This is a genomic window from Neobacillus sp. BP17, assembly GCF_059579525.1.
Genome location: NZ_CM184198.1, coordinates 2,492,841 through 2,507,604 on the forward strand (window position 1 = coordinate 2,492,841; position 14,764 = coordinate 2,507,604).

Genomic DNA, 14,764 nt, shown 5'->3' on the forward strand with positions numbered 1-14,764 from the left:
TCATACGTACAAGAGTGGGGAGATGTCCCGATTTAAATGGGCAAACATCTAGGTACATTGGAACATCGATTGGTATAAAGAATCATAGGGACAATGATCTTCCGCCTGTCCTTTTAAAAAATTCAGGCATCAATTGTTGATCCAAGAATAGATGTTAAAGATGGTTCAATTTCCATACTCTATGAGGAACTGGGGCAGATTGGAGCGCCATTTATCAATTCGAGGAGGATGCTTATGAGATTGATAACTTGGACTTTGGGAATATTTAAAAAGAAGCATCGGATTACAGCCGTTCCGTATACCAAGAATATGAATCTTGTTGTAGGGAGCCTATTGGGTGGGTTCGCTGCTATCCTTCAATCGGCAGGATTGATAGGCGGGATTGGCTATGCGCTTAGCATTATGGCTGCCGGACCGATTATCCTCGCAACCGTCCTTTCTATTCGAATTGGTCTGTTAACATATGCGGTCACTACTCTATTATTGATCATCCTCCAGCCAAGTGAAGTACTTATTTTCCTGTTTACCACTGGACTTCTCGGGATTGCCCTAGGGATAGGATTTAAATTTTATAAAACGGGATCTATGGTTTCGGTCATGGGTGGAACATCCCTTTCGTTTGGGATTCTTATTTTACTTTATATATTCCAGTTCCCCGTGTTAGGCCCTTCTATCTCAAGGCAGGGAAGTGGAACAGTGGTAGCAGGCGTTTTCCTATTTAGCCAGTTTTATAGCTGGATTTGGATGAATCTTAGTATAGTTGGAATGAAGCATTTAAATAAGGTCCTGTTGAGAAAGATATGGGTAGAGAAAGATGAGTCAAGTTGAACGTTATGGGGGATATTGAATGGCTGCTTAAAAATAATTTTTTGTTAAAAATCATGCACGTTTCTTCTCCATCAACATAAATTAACTTCTGTGAGTAATTTGATTGGAAGGAAGAAATCGCTATGAATAACCATGAATTAAAAATTAAAACGACTAAAAATTCATTTAACGGTGGAGGGACTGAATATAAAGTAATTGATATAAAGGTAAATGATCTATCTGAAAATTTATATGCTGTCGTAACTCCTATTAAAATGAAATAACTATGTTTTGAGTGCAAGACTAGATAAAACATACTGCGGATAACCAACGATCGATCGAACGTGTGGCCTCATCCAATCGTGAGGCCTTATTTAAATTTTGCTCTTTTCTAAAAGATAGATGGGTCTAAAATTCACTCGAAAATATATAAGTGCCAATTCCTTGCACACGGGTTAACTCCCGTCATTTTCACTAAAATTTGAAAAAATATCTTGAAAAAGATTCATTTTCCGATTATTATGTAAATATGACGTAAGCATTATGCCGGTTTAGCTCAATTGGTAGAGCACGACCGAATAGGCATCCTGATTAAACTTCAGCAAACTGACCGAGCTGCTACTTGCATAAGCATTCTGAGGTCAGGATGACGTAACTATCCAGCGTGTACAAAACTTAATATCATTTCAAATTTATTTGCCGGTTTAGCTCAATTGGTAGAGCAACTGACTTGTAATCAGTAGGTTGGGGGTTCAAGTCCTCTAGCCGGCACCAGAGTATTTTGCGATAGCAAAATAACTTACATTATTCCGCAGTAGCTCAGTGGTAGAGCTATCGGCTGTTAACCGATCGGTCGTAGGTTCGAGTCCTACCTGCGGAGTTTAGTCTAACAAAATTTACATTAGAAGAGAACATAAAGTCACATCCAATTATCGGGTGTGACTTTTTATATTCTATTATTTGAGAAGGAGGTGGGATACCAACTTAAAATGATATTTTAATGAAGCTTTTTTGTATCGTGACTAATATTATTTATATATTGAAAAAAGTAAAAAACTAAACACCTTAAAAAGTGTATTGCAAAATATTGGGATTTGGTTAATCCATCTATGGAAGCTATTTTAAAACGTTTAAGTAATTTTAATCCTCCTAGATAAATAAAACAAAAGTGAAGAATTAGATTTGATATTAGATATAAGGGAAATTTACCAAAAGTTAATTTTAACATCCAAAGACTTGCTACAAAATATGGACCAAAATTAAAAAAGTTTGCACTATCCAATGGTGGTACCCCTTCATAAATTTTCCACCATTTTTTCTTTTCACCGAACAAGTCTAAAGCTTTTGTGAATATACTAATAAATAACCCGGCTGGTAAATATTTTTTTAATGAATTCCTACCTAAAAACGGAACGGTTAGCCAAGGTAGAATTAGCAAAGCTATATAAAATAATTTTGAGTTTTTCATTAAACCACCTCTAAATTTATGTTATGTACTTTATTACAATTTAACCAAGCTAATTTCATTAAACTATTTTTCACGAAATAAAATTATCATGTCAACGAAATACCATAAAAATTTCCACTTGAGAAGTAATCGAAACAAAGCGACAAGACAAATATATAAGTAAGATTAAACAAATAGTAGAAGGTGAGAAAATGGAAGCAATCGTCCTGGCAGCAGGATTTTCCAGCCGTGCGAATGCATTTAAAATGACTTTGCCATTGGGAAAAATGAGCGTATTAGAGCAAACGATTTCTAAATTTGAAGGATTGTGCAGCAAAGTCATCGTCGTAGCTGGTTTTCAAGCAGAACTCATCCAAGTAGAAATGGAAAAAATCATCAAGAAAAATGCCTATTCCTTTCAGATAAAATATATTTACAATGAAAACTTTAATCGGGGAATGTTTTCTTCCATTCAAAAGGGCTGCAACGAAGTAAACGCGCCAACGTTTTTTATAACTCCCGGAGATTGTCCGCTTGTCAAAAAAGAGACCGTTCAGCAACTAGCAGAACAAGAAGGGAACGTAATTATTCCGAGCTTTAACTTTAAAGGGGGTCACCCCATCAAATTATCTAGTGAAGTGCAACAGAAAATTCTTAAAACCAATCCAGACAGTAATTTGCGTGTGGTCCTTAACAAATATGAAAAGAAGTATCTAAATGTAGAGGATCCAGGAGTACTGTTGGACATGGATACACCGGAGGAGTATCAAAAAGCAGTTCATTATTATCATGATTGCATTTGTAAATAATCTACTATGTTTTTAAGATTTTGCGGCTTACCCCAACTGCTTGTTTTAATGCGAACAGGCAGATTGGTTGGAGCCGCATTTTTTTGTTTTTTTAACGAGGCAGTTGATCGGAAATGAGCAAGCAAATGATCTGAAAATACTATGTCAAATATTCTTACATAAATAGGTAAAGCCTTTCGATATTAAAATATAATTAAAACAACGAAACTTGAATGAAATGAATCATAAAATAGGATTCTCATTTATAAAATCATAGGAAGAGGTTTCTATTAATAAAGTGTCCCCTTTAAAAAAGAGTCGAAGGGTGTTGTTGGAATGAACCTAAAAGACATAAGCACCTCAGTGCCCAAAAAGGATCATAGTGGTAAAGTATCGGGTCAGCTGCCCTACATTAGTGACGTGAAAGTAGAAAATATGGTTTATGGTGTTTTGTACAGGTCGCCAATTGCATATGGAAAAATCAAATCCATTCAATTGCCGAAACTACCGGAAGGATATGACGTGGTTGGAGCCGAGGATATTCCGGGACCGAATTATGTCAAGATTATCCAAGAAGATCAGCCCATTTTTGCGAATGAATGGGTCAATTATATTGGAGAGCCGATATTGATGCTCGTAGGCGAAGACCTAGATACCTTGTATAGGTTACTAAATGAAGTAAAGGTTGATTTTGAAGAGAATCAGGCTATTTACACATTGGACGAAGCGATCCATCAAAAATCAAAACCTGGGGTTACGATGGCAAGCTATGAGTTTGGAGAAAGCTTAGCTGTCATTTCAGCCATCGAGCAAAGTGCCTACAGAATCATCGAAGAAGTGTATGACACGGGTTATCAGGAGCATGTCTACCTTGAGCCACAAGGAATGCTCGCCATCTATAAGGAAGAAGAAATTGAAGTCCAAGGTTCTATGCAATGTCTATATTATATTAAAAATGCCTTGCTTAGTGCTTTAGCCTGTGGTGACGATGAAGTCAGAGTAGTTCAGAGCCCGACTGGCGGAGGCTTTGGCGGCAAAGAAGAGTTTCCTTCCATGATGGCCTGTCACGTAGCGGTGGCGGCCAAAGCAGTCAAAAAATCAGTGATGCTCGTGTTTGACCGTGCGGAGGATATGGTGGTGACCACGAAAAGGCATCCCGCTAAACTCAAATATCGAACGGCCATAGATAAGGAAGGAAATATCTTGAGTCTGTGTGTGGACATCTATCTCGATGGCGGAGCGAATGTGGGGTTGAGCTCTGTCGTGCTGCAGCGTGCATTAATAAACAGTGCCGGTGTATATAAAATTCCACATTTTCATGCAAAAGGCTATGTATTAAAGACGAATACCGTTCCGAATGGCGCTTTCAGAGGCTTTGGTGCTCCACAGAGTTTTGCCGGTATCGAAAGTCATATGGGACATCTTAGTAATCAGGCAAATATCGAACCACTTGAATATAAACGAAAATACCTCGTCAAGCAAGGAGATCCTACCATCACTAAAGGTATATTCCGCGATCCAATCTTGGTAGAAGAAATGATTGAGGACCTGCTTAATTCCTCAGATTACAAAAAGAAAAAACAGGAGTTTCAACGATTCAATCAACAAAGTCAGCGGTATAAAAAAGGCATTGGAACCTCCTTATTTCTCCACGGCTGCGGATTTACGGGCAGTGGCGAACGAGACCATATTAAAGCAACGGTAAAACTGGTTAAATCAAAGGACGACCAGGTCTCACTAAAAATCTCAAATTCTGATATGGGACAAGGAATCTATACGACGTTGAGTAAAATTGTCGCAAAAGAACTCGACCTACCATACGAAAGAGTTTCGTATCCTTCTCCTGATACAAAAGAGGTTCCAGACTCCGGCCCGACTGTTGCCTCCCGGACAACGATGATCGTTGGAAAATTGCTTGAACGGGCTGCCAAAAAACTGAAGGATCAGTGGAGGGCAGGGGAGGAACAAGAAGTAGCGGAGCATTATGTTCATCGTGAAATGATTCCGTGGAACGAGTTGACCTTCACTGGAGATGCTTATCCGGCATATTCATGGGGTGTGAATATCGTTGAACTGGAAGTGGATACGTTAACAGGGAATGTAAAGCTAGAAAAAGTATACGGCAATTATGAAGTGGGGAAGGTCATAGATGACCGGATTATGAAAGGCCAAATTGACGGTGGTCTGGCTCAAGGGTTAGCGTACGGGTATTTAGAGAAGATGACATCACATCTTGGCAAGATCCAACAAAAAAGCATATCGGATTATGGACCTCCGACTTCCTTGGACGTGGTTCCAATCGAAAGCAAGGTCTTTGATAACCCCTATGCGGATGGTCCATACGGGGCAAAGGGAGCAGGTGAATTGACGTTAATCGGCGGCGCTCCAGCAGTCCAAGCGGCCATCGAGAATGCATTGCAAACTTCTTTTCAGCAAATTCCGATTACACCGGAAGTCATTATTGAAAGTCTTAGGGTGAAAGAGGGTGAAGAAGGTTGATTAAATTCACACTAAATGGAAGAACGATAGAAACGGACGCCTCTCCCGCAATAAGATTACTAGATTTAATAAGAGAAGAGTTTGAGTTAATTGGAACAAAGGAAGGCTGCGGGGAAGGGGAATGCGGTGCCTGCAGTGTGTTTGTGAATAACCTCCTGCAAAACAGCTGCCTGATTCCCATTGGTTCGATTGAGGGAGCTGATGTCCAAACGATAGAAGGGATTATGGAGACGGAACAATTTAAGATATTAGATGAGAGTTATTCTGAAGCCGGTGGGGTGCAATGCGGTTATTGCATACCTGGGATGGTCATGGCAAGTGCCGCTTTATTATCCAAAAACCCTCATCCATCAGAGGAAGAAATCCGTGAAGGTATTTCCGGAAATCTGTGTCGATGTACGGGCTACAATATGATTGTGAATGCGATCAACCTAGCAGCGAAAAAAGGGGACGGCATATGGCAGAAAAAATAACCTCGTATCGCTTCGATCATTTAGACGACACGTTGAGTCAATTGAACAAAGAAGATTGTGCCATCATGGCGGGTGGAACGGATGTCATGGTCCTCCACAAAAGCCGAAGAGGAACAGCTCCGAAAATTCCCAAACCGATTATTTTTATTGATCATTTGTCTGAACTAAAGCGGGTCTATCAAAATGAGAAGGATCTTCACATTGGGGCTTGCTGTACCTATAGTGAATTACTGGAAGAACGGTTAATCCCAGTCCCATTAAAGGACGCGATCAGAACGATTGCGGCACCGGCCATTAGAAACAGAGGGACATTAGGTGGGAATATTTGCAATGCATCTCCGGCTGGCGACACACTGCCATTATTATACGTTTATAATGCAAAACTTGTACTGCGTTCCATTCATGGTGATCGGATCATGGCTATTAGCGATTTTATTCAAGGCCCCCGAAGGATCGTGCGGAATCAAAATGAGATTTTGGCTGAAATCATATTGCCGTCTGTTTTAGAAGAAGGAGCTCATGTCGTTTTCGAGAAAGTCGGCAACCGCAACGCTGATGCCATTGCCAAAGTAGGGTTTGCAGGATACATCCGAATCAATGATGCTCGAATCGATGATGTGCGTTTTGCCTTCGGGGCGGTCGGGCCTACAATGGTTCGTTCCATTGATATTGAAAAGACACTGGTCGGAAAAAGCGTACCATTAGCCGACGCCGACATCGGTCAGGTAGTGGCAGCATTCAGTAAGATTATTCGGCCAATCGACGATCAGCGCTCCACAGCAGCTTACAGAAAAACCGTTTCCTTAAATTTGTTACGTTTTTTTCTTAGCATGAAGCAATATCAGCCGACTTAATGTTAATAAAAAGGGGGGAGCTTATTCATGCTATTGATGGAAAAAGTCGCCATACTGAACCGTCAAAACGAAACCTTTGCCTTAGCCATGATCATCGAATCAAAGGGCTCAACTCCCCAGCATGTTGGAAAAATGATTGTATACCGTGATGGCACAATTGAAGGTACTGTCGGAGGGGGCTTGGCTGAATACTATATCATCGAAGAGAGTGTTAAAGCGATCCAAGATGGGAAATCGAAAATCGTTGAATACAAATTAAATAAACATGCAAAAGACGGAATTCAAATGAATTGTGGCGGAACATTGCGGGTGTTTATTGAAGTCTATAAAAGCAGGCCAGAACTTGTTCTATGCGGTGCCGGACATTTAGGCCAAGCGTTGGCAAAGCTGGCGGATTTCCTTGAAATCCCTTATTGCGTTGTCGATGATCGGGTTGGTTATTGTACGCAGGATCGCTTTCCAAATGCGACGAACGTTTATGTGGACGAGGATATTGAAAAAGCCTTGCTGGAAGCCGGCCTAAATGAGAACTCCTATGTAGTGATTGTGACAAAGGATGGCGATGATATCGTCTTAAAAAAGGCACTGCAATTTCCGATTGCGTATGTGGGCATGGTTGCCAGCAAACGCAAGGTCATAACCATATTTGAAAAATTAAAAAAGGAAGGCGTCAGTGAAGAACGGTTGGAGCAGGTACACTCTCCCATCGGCTTGAACATTGGTTCAGAAACCACACAAGAAATTGCCGTCAGTATTATTGGAGAGATCATCAAGATAAGTAAGGAAAAAAAGATGACGAAAGTGAAACAATTGAATAGATAAAGCGCATTTTTGAGATTTCGCTTAATGGATGGAAATTAAAACATTTACCAGGAGAATCAAGTTCCGAGGTAAGTGTTTTTTTACTGGAGCACGCATTTCATGAAAACTATTCAAAATTGTGCTAATCTTAAGATATTACAAATAAGGAGGGATTAAATAATGAGTAAAACCATTCCAGAGGTAACTCTTAATGATGGGTTAACTTTGCCGGTAATCGGATTGGGTACATATAAGCTAAAAGGAAATGAAGGGGTTACTTCCATCCAAAGTGCAATGGATCTTGGTTATCGACTAATAGATACTGCTTATAATTATGAAAACGAAGGAACGGTAGGTGAAGCAGTTAGACGCAGTTCGGTTCCGAGAGAAGAGTTAAGAATCACTTCTAAATTACCGGGACGTTATCAATCGTATACCAATGCAGTAACGACCATTGAAGAATCCTTATATAGGGGCCATCTCGATTATTATGATTTATATTTGATTCATTGGCCGAACCCAAAACAAGGCCTATATGTGGAAGCATGGCAAGCATTAATTGACGCAAAAAAGAAGGGGATTATCCGTTCCATTGGTGTATGTAATTTCTTGCCGGAGCATATAGAGCGTCTAGAGAAGGAAACAGGTGTTAAACCCAGTGTGAACCAAATTGAATTACATCCTTACTTCAATCAAGCGGATCAAAGAATTTGGCATGAAGAACATGAGATTAAGATTGAATCTTGGAGCCCATTAGCTCGCGCCAATGATATTTTACATAATGACTTACTTCAAATGATTGCCAACCAGCATAATAAATCCATTTCACAAATAATTCTTCGTTGGCAGTATCAATTGGGGGCTATTTCGATTCCAAAATCTGCTTCTCCTACAAGGCAACTTGAAAATATCTCAATCTTTGACTTCTCCTTGGATGCATCAGAAATGGAACTTATTTCAGGATTAACTCGTCCGGATGGAAGGATCAATAATCAAGACCCAGCTGAATACGAAGAATTTTAATCTAGTAATGTGATAGAAAATCACTCAAAATGGAAAAAACGCCTTCAAATGTTATTTTGAGGGCGTTTTATTAGGGAGACTTTTTGGGTGATTTTAAAGTTCGACTGATTCAGACTTATTAATTTTTACTCGAACTTGTCCTAAGCAAATGGCCTGTCTATTAATGGTAAGTTCTATTAGTTTGAAAAGATATTTTACTATCTAGCCTTTAACCACGAGCCAAAGGGAAACTTCTGAATCTGTATTTGAGGCATTGTGAAGGATTAAAACCATGACATTTGTCTCTTTTGGACCATTTTGTAAAGAATAGATGTGTTCCATTGGATCTGTAAAGTATCCCGAAGTGATAACGTTTTCGTTTTCTCGTGCAATTAATCGAAAATCTAGATATTCATGACTATTTATCTGGACCCCAGGTCTCCACAAATACCGTTTGAAACCATGGCCAAGATCCTCTTCAACAGCATTTTGATAACTCAAATCGTACCGTCTTTTATTCATAATATGGGGGGATTGTTTCGGTGGATTCGTAAAATGCAGCCATCCATTTACAGTTGAAAATTTAGTCATAAGAATCATCTCCAAGTCTATTAAAGATAAAGTATTACTTTATTAAAGTAATCAATTAGATCGTTCATTACCTTATGTATATTGGACTTTATGGATGCTATTCCAGAATTTTTCCTTCCAATATTTATCATACCATTTTTTGAATATTTGGCTGTGTGAAAAGTCATTGTTGATTTCATCATTCATATTTTTGGGGTGTGCTACTTTTGGTGCACCTGAACTATTTACTGGGATCGAAATAAAGAGGAAGGGGGGAGTCGTTATCCCGGTTATTAGAATGATATTGGTTGTTAATAATAAGTACAAAGAAAAATGGTTGACATTCCCGCTACTCGGTGTTACGATGTACTTGTAATTAGCAATACTTAATAGTAAGATTTCCCTAAGTTATTAGGTAAAAATTATTGTTTAGTACTAAGTTATACTGAATATAAGTCAGACAATATAGAGGAGGTAAAGGAGGAGCTGAATATGGAAAATTTAACTGAAATGTTGAAGGGTTCGCTGGAAGGCTGCGTGTTGGAAATCATCAGCCGCCATGAAACCTATGGTTACGAGATTACCCGCCGCCTAAACGAACTCGGGTTTAGCGAAGTCGTGGAAGGGACGGTCTACACGATCCTCGTGCGATTAGAAAAGAAAAAACTTGTGAACATAGAAAAAAAACCGTCAGATATGGGGCCGCCCCGCAAGTTTTACTCACTTAATGAGGCTGGCCGCCAGGAACTTGAATTGTTTTGGAAAAAATGGGATTTTGTCTCATCGAAAATCAATGTCTTAAAGTCATTCTAGCTTCATAAGATATTCCGTCCAATAATTTGGCGTGTCTAGTTCAGTTATATTAAAAAAGGAGGAAAAATAACATGTTGGAAATGTTCAAAAAAATGATTGGTGATAAAAAAGAGTACAAAATGATGATGGCACGGGTTGAAGCCCTGCCAGAGGACTACCAGTTTGTATTTAAGAAAATCCAAAACTACATGTGGAATTTCTCAGCGGGCAACGGTATGGATATGCTGCATATGCAGTATGAATTAATCGAGCTGTTCGAAGCAGGTGCGGCAGAAGGCAGACAAGTGCTGGAAATCACTGGTGAGGACGTGGCGTCCTTTGCCGATGAACTAGTGGCCAACGCTAGAACCTATTTCGCGAAGTATCGTGAAGATTTGAATCAGAGTATCAAAAACCGATTGGGAAAAAAGTAAATTCAATAGATTATTCCTGCTGAATAGCTGGTTACAAATGTATTGTGTCACCTTCACTATTCAGTTATATTTTTAACCCGGTAGTAAGTAATACAGAATATCTGTCAGACTGAGTAGAGAAGGATAGGCAATCTAGCGCATTTTATAAGGAGGAAGAAAGTATGAACAATGCAGCGATTTCTGTAAAAGGGTTAAAAAAATCCTTTAAAGACAAGGAAATCTTACAAGGGGTGGATTTTGAGGTCCGGCGAGGCGAAATTTTCGCACTGCTGGGCTAAAATGGAGCGGGCAAGACGACGACGGTTAACATCCTCTCGACGCTGATGAAGCCTGATGGAGGGGAAGTTGGTATTAGCGGCTTCGACCTTCAGCGTCAACCGGATCAAGTTCGCCAGAGCATCAGCCTGACGGGGCAGTTCGCTGCTTTAGACGGAATGCTCACAGGTAGGGAAAACCTGATAATGATCGCCAAGTTGCGAAGCGTTCCTAATCCCGCTCAAGTCGCCGACAATCTGCTTGCAAGATTCAGCCTGCGTGACGCGGCTAACCGGCGGGCGGACACATATTCCGGCGGGATGAAGCGCCGCCTTGACATCGCCATGAGCCTGATCGGGACGCCAGCAGTCATTTTTCTCGACGAACCGTCGACAGGACTTGACCCTGAAGCTCGGATGGAAGTCTGGGAAACCGTCAAGGAGCTTGCCGGCGGTGGCACGACCATCTTACTGACGACCCAGTACTTGGAGGAAGCCGAACAACTGGCGGACCGAATCGCCATCCTGCATGGGGGAAAAATCATCACGACCGGTACGCTGACTGAACTCAAAGAGATGTTCCCGCCAGCGAAAGTAGAGTACATCGAAAAGCAGCCGACATTGGAGGAAATTTTCCTCGCGATCATTGGCCAAAAGGAGGAGAGGTAAATGAAAAGCAATACTGGGGTGTTACTTGGGCGTTTAATGCGCAACATTCTGCGCAGCCCGGATACGATTATCACGGTGGCGATTACGCCGATTATGATGCTGCTGCTGTTTGTCTATGTTTTTGGCGGCGCCATTGAGTCGGGCACAGACAACTATGTTAATTATTTATTGCCGGGTATCTTACTGATGGCAATAGCATCCGGCGTCGCTTACACTTCCGTACGGCTGTTTACGGATGTAAAGAGCGGGCTGATGGCGCGATTCATTACTATGCCCATCAAACGCTCGTCGGTTTTGTGGGCGCACGTATTGACCTCGCTTGTTTCCAATGCGCTTACTGTCGTGGTGGTTATCCTCGTTGCGCTCTTGATGGGCTTCCGTTCCAGCGCAGATATACTGGATTGGCTGGCAGTAACTGGGATACTCGGGCTATTTACGCTGGCGCTGACATGGCTTGCAGTCATTCCCGGATTGACTGCAAGATCTATGGAAGGGGCGACAGCCTACTCCTACCCGCTGATTTTCCTGCCATTTATCAGTTCTGCCTTTGTCCCCACCGAAACCATGCCTAAAATTGTCCGTGCGTTCGCTGAGAACCAGCCCGTGACTTCCATCGTAAATGCGATTCGCGCCCTCTTGTATGACGGGTCTGTTGGCAACGGTATCTGGATTGCGCTTGCCTGGTGCGTCGGCATTATGATTATCGCTTACTTCTTCGCCAGTAATGCGTTTAATCGCCAGTTAGGGTAGGGCACCATTGGTTCGGTGTCTGGTGATGTGAAAAAGTCCGGTGCAATTGTAAGTACCGGACTTTTTCATATATAAATTCAATTTCTAGTTTCTATTAAGGATCAAGAAAATTATAGTAGAATTACTTTTGTAATAAAATTAACATATTGCTGTGATGAGTCTGTTATACCTTTCTAGTATAGTGAATCTATCAACTCACACTAGGAGGAAACAATCATGCTAAAGAAATTCATCATAGCCTTTACCATCTTAGCTTCTTGTGGCTCTTTGTTCGCCGCCAAGGGTGAAAAAGCGGAAGCAGCAACTTATAATTATCATACAGCAGCGATTTCGATTGCTAAATCTAATCTTGGGGTTCCATACCGATGGGGTGGGATGTCGCCAAGCGGATTTGACTGTTCAGGTCTTGTGAAGTATTCCTACGGAAAAGCGGGAAGAACACTTAATCGCACGGCTGCCCAAATGTACTATGGTAACGGATATCGACCATCTAATTTGCAGATTGGCGATTTACTATTCTACGCACCGACCAAAGCCAGTGCCCCAACCCATGTAGCCATTTATATTGGATACGGGAAAATGATCATGGCATCCTCTTCAAAAGGAGTCATTATTACCAACACAAACAACTCTTATTGGCATCCTAGATATATTGGATCAAAGCGCGTGTAAAGATCATCCTAAGGATGGTCTTTTTTTGCTGTGTTAAAGGTTAATGATGATTTTGGCACTCTGTTTCTCTTCGTTCCAGGCACGAAGACTCCTGCGGGAGTACGAGGCAGGGGAGACCCCGCAGGAGCAAAGCGACGAGGAGGCTCCCCGGCACGCCCGCGAACCGCTTGTGCCTGGAACGGAAATCAACAGACAAGTTTAACACAGCCTTTTTTTAGAAAATATTTACAATATTGATTATATTTGTTATGATTAGTGTAAAATTACACTAAGGATGGTGTTCAAATGAAAAATATAATTCCGCCATTATTAGCCTACTTAATTGTCTGTATCATTTCAGTCATAGTTCCTGCATCAGAAGGCTATAATATGGTGAGCTGGAAATTGTATGTTGGACAAATTTATGCAATTCCGGTGTTAATCATTGCTGCTTTGGTCACATTTTTAGTAAACAAAAAGCGAATATATTAGAAAAATGTTTTTTAAATGGAAGTTGCGGATGCGTTTCTACAAAAAGTGGAGACGCTTTTTCTTATTCCAATGATCAAGTGTTTTCGGAAATTATCAAGTATAGTACTATGATAAAAGGAGCTTAAATGATTTGAATTGGCCTTCTTTTTTAAATTTTTACCTCGATCCCGTTTTCAAGATAAATTGTTTTTTGACATCCGGTTTGGTATTCCAGATATTCGAATACATTTTTTGCTGTGCTTCTGACCAACACGCTCAGGCCAAGGTTGTCAAACAAGCGTGCATAGCAGCGGAGGATCAACGTATCATTTTCAATGAACAAATGATAATAGACGGTTTCTTTCTGAAGTTTCGAAAAACAGTGGATAAATAGATAGTCATCTGTTGGTACTATTCCTTTTATCAAAAGTTCTTTTTGAATGATTCGTTTTATTTCCGCCATTTGATTCGCTGATAAATTTATTTTCATACCAGTTTCACCATCTTATATTTGATCTAAATATTGCATCCAATTTCATTATACGAAAGTGCAAGTTCACCTGTCACAAAGCACGAATTAGTTAGGAATTTCTATAAAGATTAAACAAAGGATGATTCATTTCCTTTATAATAATAACAAACAAAAAATAGATGACTAAGGATAGCTGATATCTTGAAAACAAAAACAAAATACCAAACCTGGATTCGAATTTACAAACTACTAATTTTTGTGGTTATTTCACTTAGTCTTCTCTTGAGTACATTATTCCCTGTTCCTATATTTCTGCGAGTTTTGTTCGGAATGTTGGCGCTGCCTTTTATTTATATGACATTTATCCTTGCTTATTCTGTTTACCAATTCGCACCAGTCGGGGGGAATTATCAGTCCAAAATTCATGATTTAATAGTTTCCAAGGTGAATGCGGCTAAAAAGGGAAACATTCTAGATATAGGGACAGGAAGTGGTTCCCTGATTATTAAACTGGCAAAGACTTTTCCAAATGCCTATTTAACGGGAATTGATTATTGGGGCGGGAATTGGGAATATTCGAAAGCTCAATGCCAACAGAATGCTGAAATAGAAGGGGTCTTTGATAGAATTGACTTTCTGAAAGCAAGTGCTGCAGCGCTTCCTTTTAATGATGATGAATTTGACGTAATTGTCAGTTGTTTAACATTTCATGAAGTAAAAGATCAAAGTGATAAAACTGAAGTAATGAAAGAGGCATTAAGAGTTTTAAGACCTGGTGGTGAATTTGTTTTCTTAGATTTGTTTATGGATGAAAAAATATTTGGGGATCAAAGTGAGCTATTAAATGTCTTAAAGAAACATGGGGTATCTGAATTGAATAGCTACAAACTTGCGAATGAAATGAAATTGCCCAAGCTCTTATTGAACAAAAAAGTATTAGGTAATGCAATGATTTTAAGTGGAAGAAAATAAGTGAATGATAATCCAATTTGATTCAAAATACATGAACAAGCAATAGAGCTGAAGAAAG

General features: G+C 40.1%; 17 protein-coding genes, 2 tRNA genes and 1 pseudogene. 17 read left to right on the forward strand and 3 right to left on the reverse strand.

What is annotated here, in order from left to right; genetic code table 11:
* Positions 1 to 234: 234 nt before the first annotated feature.
* The 4 genes from AC4QJR_RS12010 (at position 235) to AC4QJR_RS12025 (ending at position 1,687) form a co-directional block, all read left to right on the forward strand.
* Complete coding sequence (locus AC4QJR_RS12010; RefSeq protein ID WP_496526322.1) at positions 235 to 828, forward strand: hypothetical protein; 594 nt, start codon at positions 235 to 237, stop codon at positions 826 to 828.
* A 122-nt stretch (positions 829 to 950) separates the two neighbouring features.
* Complete coding sequence (locus tag AC4QJR_RS12015; RefSeq protein ID WP_496526323.1) at positions 951 to 1,091, forward strand: hypothetical protein; 141 nt, start codon at positions 951 to 953, stop codon at positions 1,089 to 1,091.
* Between the two features lie 414 nt (positions 1,092 to 1,505).
* Positions 1,506 to 1,581: transfer RNA gene (locus AC4QJR_RS12020), tRNA-Thr, on the forward strand.
* A 34-nt stretch (positions 1,582 to 1,615) separates the two neighbouring features.
* Positions 1,616 to 1,687, forward strand: a tRNA-Asn gene (locus AC4QJR_RS12025).
* 117 nt (positions 1,688 to 1,804) lie between these two features.
* Here AC4QJR_RS12025 and AC4QJR_RS12030 read toward each other — a convergent pair.
* Entirely contained in the window at positions 1,805 to 2,275 is a 471-nt protein-coding gene (locus AC4QJR_RS12030; protein WP_098575474.1) for a hypothetical protein, read from the reverse strand.
* A 191-nt stretch (positions 2,276 to 2,466) separates the two neighbouring features.
* On the opposite strand from AC4QJR_RS12030, the gene AC4QJR_RS12035 reads away from it, so the two are divergent.
* From AC4QJR_RS12035 to AC4QJR_RS12060, 6 genes are all read left to right on the forward strand, one after another.
* Positions 2,467 to 3,063 (forward strand): nucleotidyltransferase family protein, encoded by a 597-nt coding sequence (locus AC4QJR_RS12035; protein ID WP_251461432.1) that lies wholly within the window; start codon positions 2,467 to 2,469, stop codon positions 3,061 to 3,063.
* A 315-nt stretch (positions 3,064 to 3,378) separates the two neighbouring features.
* Positions 3,379 to 5,541 (forward strand): xanthine dehydrogenase family protein molybdopterin-binding subunit, encoded by a 2,163-nt coding sequence (locus AC4QJR_RS12040; RefSeq protein WP_496526324.1) that lies wholly within the window; start codon positions 3,379 to 3,381, stop codon positions 5,539 to 5,541.
* On the forward strand, positions 5,538 to 6,014 hold the full coding sequence (locus AC4QJR_RS12045) for a (2Fe-2S)-binding protein (protein ID WP_098575514.1): 477 nt from the start codon (positions 5,538 to 5,540) through the stop codon (positions 6,012 to 6,014). Before AC4QJR_RS12040 ends, AC4QJR_RS12045 begins: the two co-directional genes overlap by 4 nt.
* A complete protein-coding gene (locus tag AC4QJR_RS12050; protein ID WP_496526325.1) occupies positions 5,999 to 6,868 on the forward strand; it encodes an FAD binding domain-containing protein in 870 nt (289 codons plus the stop codon). The genes AC4QJR_RS12045 and AC4QJR_RS12050 overlap by 16 nt, the downstream gene beginning before the upstream one ends.
* Before the next feature lie 27 nt (positions 6,869 to 6,895).
* A complete protein-coding gene (locus tag AC4QJR_RS12055) occupies positions 6,896 to 7,690 on the forward strand; it encodes an XdhC family protein (protein ID WP_496526326.1) in 795 nt (264 codons plus the stop codon).
* 159 nt (positions 7,691 to 7,849) lie between these two features.
* A complete protein-coding gene (locus AC4QJR_RS12060) occupies positions 7,850 to 8,692 on the forward strand; it encodes an aldo/keto reductase (protein ID WP_496526327.1) in 843 nt (280 codons plus the stop codon).
* Positions 8,693 to 8,893: 201 nt separating this feature from the next.
* Here the strand turns inward: AC4QJR_RS12060 and AC4QJR_RS12065 are convergent, their stop codons facing one another.
* Positions 8,894 to 9,262: a hypothetical protein gene (locus tag AC4QJR_RS12065; protein ID WP_496526328.1), complete on the reverse strand. Its 369-nt coding sequence runs from the start codon at positions 9,260 to 9,262 to the stop codon at positions 8,894 to 8,896.
* 471 nt (positions 9,263 to 9,733) lie between these two features.
* On the opposite strand from AC4QJR_RS12065, the gene AC4QJR_RS12070 reads away from it, so the two are divergent.
* The 6 genes and pseudogenes from AC4QJR_RS12070 (at position 9,734) to AC4QJR_RS12095 (ending at position 13,283) form a co-directional block, all read left to right on the forward strand.
* Positions 9,734 to 10,054, forward strand: coding sequence for a PadR family transcriptional regulator (locus tag AC4QJR_RS12070; RefSeq protein WP_496526329.1), 321 nt, complete (start codon positions 9,734 to 9,736; stop codon positions 10,052 to 10,054).
* A 71-nt stretch (positions 10,055 to 10,125) separates the two neighbouring features.
* Positions 10,126 to 10,467, forward strand: a complete 342-nt coding sequence (locus AC4QJR_RS12075) for a DUF1048 domain-containing protein (protein WP_375377605.1) — start codon at positions 10,126 to 10,128, stop codon at positions 10,465 to 10,467.
* A gap of 161 nt (positions 10,468 to 10,628) precedes the next feature.
* Positions 10,629 to 11,390 (forward strand): annotated as a pseudogene (locus AC4QJR_RS12080) (ABC transporter ATP-binding protein).
* Positions 11,391 to 12,140 carry an ABC transporter permease gene (locus AC4QJR_RS12085; protein WP_496526330.1) on the forward strand — a complete coding sequence of 250 codons (750 nt, stop codon included), beginning with the start codon at positions 11,391 to 11,393 and terminating at the stop codon, positions 12,138 to 12,140.
* Positions 12,141 to 12,356: 216 nt separating this feature from the next.
* Positions 12,357 to 12,812, forward strand: coding sequence for a C40 family peptidase (locus AC4QJR_RS12090; protein WP_098575486.1), 456 nt, complete (start codon positions 12,357 to 12,359; stop codon positions 12,810 to 12,812).
* 285 nt (positions 12,813 to 13,097) lie between these two features.
* Positions 13,098 to 13,283, forward strand: coding sequence for a DUF4017 family protein (locus AC4QJR_RS12095; RefSeq protein WP_496526331.1), 186 nt, complete (start codon positions 13,098 to 13,100; stop codon positions 13,281 to 13,283).
* A 148-nt stretch (positions 13,284 to 13,431) separates the two neighbouring features.
* Here AC4QJR_RS12095 and AC4QJR_RS12100 read toward each other — a convergent pair whose 3' ends face one another.
* Complete coding sequence (locus AC4QJR_RS12100) at positions 13,432 to 13,752, reverse strand: hypothetical protein (RefSeq protein ID WP_496526332.1); 321 nt, start codon at positions 13,750 to 13,752, stop codon at positions 13,432 to 13,434.
* A 180-nt stretch (positions 13,753 to 13,932) separates the two neighbouring features.
* On the opposite strand from AC4QJR_RS12100, the gene AC4QJR_RS12105 reads away from it, so the two are divergent.
* Complete coding sequence (locus AC4QJR_RS12105) at positions 13,933 to 14,706, forward strand: class I SAM-dependent methyltransferase (protein WP_496526667.1); 774 nt, start codon at positions 13,933 to 13,935, stop codon at positions 14,704 to 14,706.
* The last annotated feature ends 58 nt before the right edge of the window (positions 14,707 to 14,764 follow it).